2 protein-coding genes and 1 pseudogene are annotated in these 2,518 nt (G+C 47.3%); 1 reads left to right on the top strand and 2 read right to left on the bottom strand.

Features of this window, described 5'->3' with window-relative positions:
• Positions 1–385: 385 nt before the first annotated feature.
• Both THIDRDRAFT_RS23045 and THIDRDRAFT_RS25185 read right to left on the bottom strand, forming a co-directional pair.
• Positions 386–1,147, bottom strand: a complete 762-nt coding sequence (locus tag THIDRDRAFT_RS23045; protein ID WP_007043354.1) for an MBL fold metallo-hydrolase — start codon at positions 1,145–1,147, stop codon at positions 386–388.
• A gap of 93 nt (positions 1,148–1,240) precedes the next feature.
• Positions 1,241–2,011, bottom strand: coding sequence for an HNH endonuclease (locus THIDRDRAFT_RS25185; RefSeq protein ID WP_007043353.1), 771 nt, complete (start codon positions 2,009–2,011; stop codon positions 1,241–1,243).
• Between the two features lie 229 nt (positions 2,012–2,240).
• On the opposite strand from THIDRDRAFT_RS25185, the pseudogene THIDRDRAFT_RS23035 reads away from it, so the two are divergent.
• A pseudogene (locus tag THIDRDRAFT_RS23035) lies at positions 2,241–2,518 on the top strand (IS4 family transposase); the annotation flags it as partial.

The following is a 2,518-nucleotide window of genomic DNA, read 5'->3' as shown; positions in this document are numbered from 1 at the left end:
CCACCTCGAAGAGACCCATCTCACCAAGCCCGAGCGCCTCGAGCGACTGTTCGCGCTGTTGACGCTGACCACCCTGTGGGCGGTTCATGCCGGTGTCTGGGCGCACGAGCAACAGCCGATTCGCCAAAAAAAACACTCGAGCGCCCTCAGTTCAGCTTCTTTCGCTATGGACTCAACCTCCTTCAGCGCCTCATCACCCTGCAGGCCAGTTTCGCTGCCGAGTTGCTCTGCGTCCTCGGTTTCATGCTCGATGGGCGACCGTTCAACGTCCAACATGACATGAGGCGCGTGCTGTATTAGCTGGGGAAGCTATTCGTTTTGTACTGTGCTGAGGCGCGGCGGAATTTGCATCCGAGTTAATTCGCTTTGTTAAGCGTCTTTATTTTTATAGCCATATCGCCCAGTCGCCGTAATCATATGTTCCACTACCATGATGCAATTTCCCCTCATCCTGTAACTGTCTCAAAGCGTCACGCATTCGGAACAGAATTTCAGGCTCAATATTTAGCGTGTGATGCGCGGGAAAAACCTGCTTCACTGGCAGAGCCGAAATCCGCTCCAGAGAGTTGAGGTACGCCTCTGGATCAGTGGACGGAAAGTAGGCGAACAGCGTGTCCTTATAAACCAAATCGCCGGTAAAAAGATATCCACGCTCTTTTTCCCAAAAACACATATGCCCCGGCGAATGGCCGGGCGTATGCACTATTTGGACAGAGCGACCGCCGATATCTATCAACTCATCACCCTTTAGCACCTTGGTTGGCTGACCCTGAAATAATTCATAGTTATTTACATCATAGCCTTCCGGCAGATCGCAGCGGTCAACAACCATGCCTCTAATCTGCTCTATTGTCAGAGGAAATCCACCACCAAGCCAAGTCAACTCATTTTCATGAGCGTAAAAGTCGGGAAAATATTTATGACCGCCAATATGATCCCAGTGAATATGAGTCGCTATAGACACAATTGGCTTATCAGTCAACTTTGCGATTTGCTCGTGAATATCACAGATCCCCAACCCCGTATCAATCAGCAAACTGCGCTCAGACCCATTCAAGAGATAACAATGCGTTTCTTCCCAGTGCCGGTATTCGCTTATGATATAAGTTTCGTTATCGACTCGATCTATCTTAAACCAATCATTCATGCGACCATATCTTCATCGATTTCTCAGGATGCCTAACGCTCCGCATAACCCGACTGAGCCGCATCGCGGCGAAGGTCGGAGTTAATGCGGTTGTTAGCCATAATATTGCTCCCTATGACAGTTAGGGCACAATGCAATCGTGTTTTCAATAGTATCTTCACCACCTTTTGATAATTGAACGCGATGATGTACTTCTAAATAAGGGAGCCCATTTGTCCTTTTGTTGAACGGAGCTTTTTTTCCACAAATTCCACATAGCCCCTTAGCTTTCTCAAGAACCTCTGCCACTACATCAGGATTTCTATTGTAAATAGTTACTTCAACGGTTTTCTTCTCGGGTTTCCTTTCCGCGCTATTGAGTCTCTTTTGTCTGTCGCTCTCTGAGAGTTTTAAAGATCTAAGAACCTCTTCCTCAAAATTTTTTAAGACATCTTCTAGCAGGAAGCTCCTTGGAATATAACTATTTAATATAGACACCACTTCTTCTTTTAGTGGGCTTTGAAATGAAACACCTTGCCTACAAAAATGTCTTTTAAAGACAGACCAGCGTTGATCACCCTTCGCTTTAGGAAGGCTTTTGCTTATTTTATTTTCAGGAAGCTCTACAAATTCAGGTAATTTTGAATAGTCTTCCAGCTTCATTCTGTGGGGCCTTAGGCTCTTTGAGTCATGATAGTGACCGACTATCTCAAACACCCCACACAACTCAAAATAATTATTCTTCTTTCTTTTTTGAATTATGAAAACGCGGTCACCAATATTTGTTTGCTCTTGCTTGTATTTTTGGGAAACCCCATAGCCAGTCTTAAAATTAAAGCTTTCCGCGTTGTCGGGGCCATGATAAGCGTAATAATAGGTGACCATACGTAGGTGTCTCTCTTATATGGCTAACGACGCAAATCAGCCGAGCCGTAAGGAGCGGTAGCGACTGAAGGCATCGGCTGGATTTGCTTTGTTATGCGATCTACATGAAATATATGTCACTTTGTTTTAATGGCATACATATTGAGTGTGCCTCACCTCAGTACAGTATATTTCAAATTAAGCTTTTGATTATAATGGCATCGTCTTGAGACTCTGCCCCAACGTCACGATGCCCGAAACCCGCACTGTCAGACTGCTCCGAACCCTGCTTGCCACTCACCTGGACTGGCATGGCTCTCGTCTCGATTTTCTCGCCCGTTTCATCCTGGCCGTCCTGCAAGTGCGCTCGGTCAACCTGGCCCGCCTGGCGCCGGTGCTCTCGAGCCGCGCGAAGCCCAGTTCGAACTACATCCGGTTACAGCGCTTCATGCGCTCCTTCGCGATGGATCAGTCGGACATCGCCCGCACGGTTGGCGATCTCCTGCCCGCGCAGCAGCCATGGGTGCT

It is taken from the genome of Thiorhodococcus drewsii AZ1 (genome assembly GCF_000224065.1).
Classification (GTDB): Bacteria; Pseudomonadota; Gammaproteobacteria; order Chromatiales; family Chromatiaceae; genus Imhoffiella; species Imhoffiella drewsii.
This window is presented reverse-complemented; position numbering and strand designations above follow the sequence as displayed.

What these genes read in the sequence shown, in the direction of transcription:
- THIDRDRAFT_RS23045 (WP_007043354.1), bottom strand. Translation starts at nt 1,147, where the DNA reads ATGAATGATTGGTTTAAGATAGATCGAGTCGATAACGAAACTTATATC.
- THIDRDRAFT_RS25185 (WP_007043353.1), bottom strand. Translation starts at nt 2,011, where the DNA reads ATGGTCACCTATTATTACGCTTATCATGGCCCCGACAACGCGGAAAGC.